Below are 2,872 nucleotides of genomic sequence, written 5' to 3'. Positions count from 1 at the left end.
CTGCTCGACGTTGATGCGCTGCGCGCCGCCGGTCACCACCGCTACGGCGGTCAGCGGCAGCTCGTCGCGCAGCGCGCGACCCAGGCGGGTCATCCGGGCGGCGCGGTAGTGCGTGACGTGCACCCGGCGCGAGACCCAGTTCGCGAACGTGCGGGCCTCGGTGGCCCACGGCACGTCGGTCTCCACGACCGGCAGCGCCCGCGCCGCGATCGCGCTCAGCCGGTCACCCAGCTCGTGCGTCCCGTCGAACAGCGCCAGCGCACCGGACCCGTCCAGGTCCCGCGGCGCGACCGCGGCGAGCGTATCGGTGCCCGCCTGCATCACGGCGATCGTGTCGGCCCAGGACAGCTCCGCGAGCATGCTGATCACGAGAGCCGCGCCGCTGGGCGCCGCGCCGCCAAGCGATCCGTCGGTGCGCGAGTCCACGCCGTCGTCGAACGCCATCTCGCACCCCCTGCGGTCGCATTCCTTCGAATTGCTCTGCGACAAACTCTAGCGCGAGCCACTGACACTCAATGAAGGCGCGCAGGCGGTGCGTTGCAACGAGTTGGTAACAATGACCGCCGCTGCGAGGCAATTCTGTGGATTGTTGCGCGGAATGGAAGCCTGTGGGTGCATCCGTCGGTCGATCTTCACAATTTTCGGCCGACCCGGGCGGTTCGTTTGTGCGACAACGAGTTCGCGTTGCCAATCGAGCTCGGGCTGAACCCGGAGGCCTCGACGGAGCGCACTCCACCTCGCCGTTGACGACACAGCCGGACGTGCCAGATCGCGGATCGCGAACGCAGGAGGGACCCAAATCCGCTCCGGCCGCACCCGCTTACGGTGAGGAGGTCCTGCGCCTCAACATCGAGGACGTCGATCTGGAGACTAAACGGGCCTACACGGTCCGCAAGGGCGGAGATCGCGACGTACTTCACTTCCAGACCGGATCCGCCCGCCTGCTCCCCAAGGTGATTGCCGGGCGCGTCGCCGGACCGGTGTTCCTGTCGTCGAGGACTCCATCCCCGTCGCGGGTCCCGGCGAGCAGTGACCGCTGCCCGACGACGGGGCGCGCGAGGCTGTCGTATCGTCGGGCCGCAGAGATCTTTACATCTGCGAGCGCCGGACGAACACTCCACCAGTTGCGGCACTCGGCGATGTCGGCTGTCCCGCAGGTCACCGGCTTTCTGCCGGTGCGGCATATTGCCCCGAGTGCGGAGCAAGGACCACGTCGCCAGCCGTGCGGGTGCAACCGCCTGAGCCCAACGTTGCGACTGTCATCGCCCCCAAGGGGCGCCCGAAGCATCTCTCGACCGTAGGAGCCGCCATCCTGGCCGTCGTCGTGATCGCAGCGGCGGTGGCAATGGGAGCCAGGCACACGTCGCAATCCGGCGTCGCCGGAGACGTCGCTCATCCTGCTTCGTCGCCAAGTTCCGCTGCGTCGCCAATCCTGGTACCGGAGCCCGCTTTGCCTGCGGCGAACCTGGCAACCCCTGGCCCCGCCGGGCCTCTTGAGCCGGACCGCGTCGCTCAGGGATTTCTTGAAACCATGGCAGCCAAGAACGAGGTGGAGGCCGCGTCATACGGCAACGCGAAAGCCGTAGCGGACTTCAAGGATCAATCGCAGGAAGCGGCCATCTACGAACTTACGCAGTGTCAGCCACTGGTTGGAGATGAGGCTGTCAAGGCTTGCGGCGAAATGTACTGCTCGTTCACTGGCAAGTTCGGCACCCTGGATTTTGTTCTACAGAAGGGAAGGCTCGGGTGGACGGTCGTGGCGGCGTACGGCGGGGCCATCGAGTAGCAGGTTGGTCGATGGGCACCGACCAGACCGGTTAAGGCTCCTCGTCCATCGGGGGGTTGGCGAAATAGATCCGCTGGCCGTCCGGCGCGGCGCGCAGCCAGCGCACCAACTTCTCGTCGAACGTCAAGGGCGTCGTGGGGTCGGGATCGCTTGTCGAATCTTCCTCGTCGTCGGCCATCAGATCCTCCGGGTCCGCGGGCGTGCGTGGCTACGTGGTGGAGGCCCTCCACGCGTTCGGGATCTCCGCTCCGGATGGGGACTGACTCCCGGAGAGGGAAGGTCACTACTCGGGCAGGTCTTCCGCGAGGATCCGGCCTTCCCCGTCGTCCTCGGCGATCCTCTCCAGCAGCATCTGGCCGAGCGCCCAGTCCTCCTGGTCCTCGGTCATCTCGTCCGCCGAGGCGGGATGCCGAATGGGCAGGCAGCCCACGAAAGATCCGTCATGGATCCAAGGTAAGTCCGTCGACGGTCGATGTGGTCCGCGATGGTCCACGAAGCCGGATGGCTGGCGCAGTCTGGACCCAAGATTCGAACAGAGTCGGCCAAGTCGATCGCGGAGGTAGAGAAGTCGGTCACTGACGTCGCTACGGGCTCGATCAGGATGGAGATGCTTGGTCTGCTGCTGATCGGGCTCGGGACGATCGTTGCCGCCATACCCACACTTTGCGGCTGGCATTAGGTCTGCGGGATGTCTGGAAGCAGGGCATCGCAAACCTGGATGAGGCGCTCCCGCAGAACTCCGGCGCGCTCGGCGAACACCCTCTGCCGCGCTACGTACTCCGCCTTCCCCTCGGCGGTCTCGATGGCCACGGCGACCTCACCAAGGGAGGACACGTCGTACGGCGACGCCTGCATGTCAAGGAGTCGGATCTCACCGGCAAGTTGGAAGCAGTCCAGTAGCAGGTCCCCGGGCACGGCTGGTCCCAACTTCAACGACCACTTCAGCAGGTCCATCCCGGCGTGCAGGCACCCGGGCTGCTCGAGCTCCACCTGCGTCGCGCGGGTGGGCTGCACGGCGTTGAGCGGCACGGCGTCGCGCGTGAAGAAGCGGAAGGCGTCGAAGTGGCTGCAGCGGATCGGGTGGGC

General features: G+C 66.6%; 2 protein-coding genes and 2 pseudogenes. 1 reads left to right on the top strand and 3 read right to left on the bottom strand.

All coding sequences use genetic code 11. The features are described from left to right. Nucleotides 1-444, bottom strand: a pseudogene (locus VIM26_RS17960) (hypothetical protein); the annotation flags it as partial. A gap of 1,087 nt (nucleotides 445-1,531) precedes the next feature. Here VIM26_RS17960 and VIM26_RS17955 point away from each other — a divergent pair. Next, on the top strand, nucleotides 1,532-1,786 hold the full coding sequence (locus tag VIM26_RS17955) for a hypothetical protein (protein ID WP_331953671.1): 255 nt from the start codon (nucleotides 1,532-1,534) through the stop codon (nucleotides 1,784-1,786). A gap of 31 nt (nucleotides 1,787-1,817) precedes the next feature. Here VIM26_RS17955 and VIM26_RS17950 read toward each other — a convergent pair whose 3' ends face one another. Continuing rightward, nucleotides 1,818-1,964 carry a hypothetical protein gene (locus tag VIM26_RS17950; RefSeq protein ID WP_331953670.1) on the bottom strand — a complete coding sequence of 49 codons (147 nt, stop codon included), beginning with the start codon at nucleotides 1,962-1,964 and terminating at the stop codon, nucleotides 1,818-1,820. Nucleotides 1,965-2,461: 497 nt separating this feature from the next. Continuing rightward, nucleotides 2,462-2,872 (bottom strand): annotated as a pseudogene (locus VIM26_RS17945) (3-methyladenine DNA glycosylase); the annotation flags it as partial.

Origin of the sequence: Pengzhenrongella sp. (assembly GCF_036565025.1) — a bacterium.
Taxonomy (GTDB): Bacteria; Actinomycetota; Actinomycetes; order Actinomycetales; family Cellulomonadaceae; genus Pengzhenrongella.
This window is presented reverse-complemented; position numbering and strand designations above follow the sequence as displayed.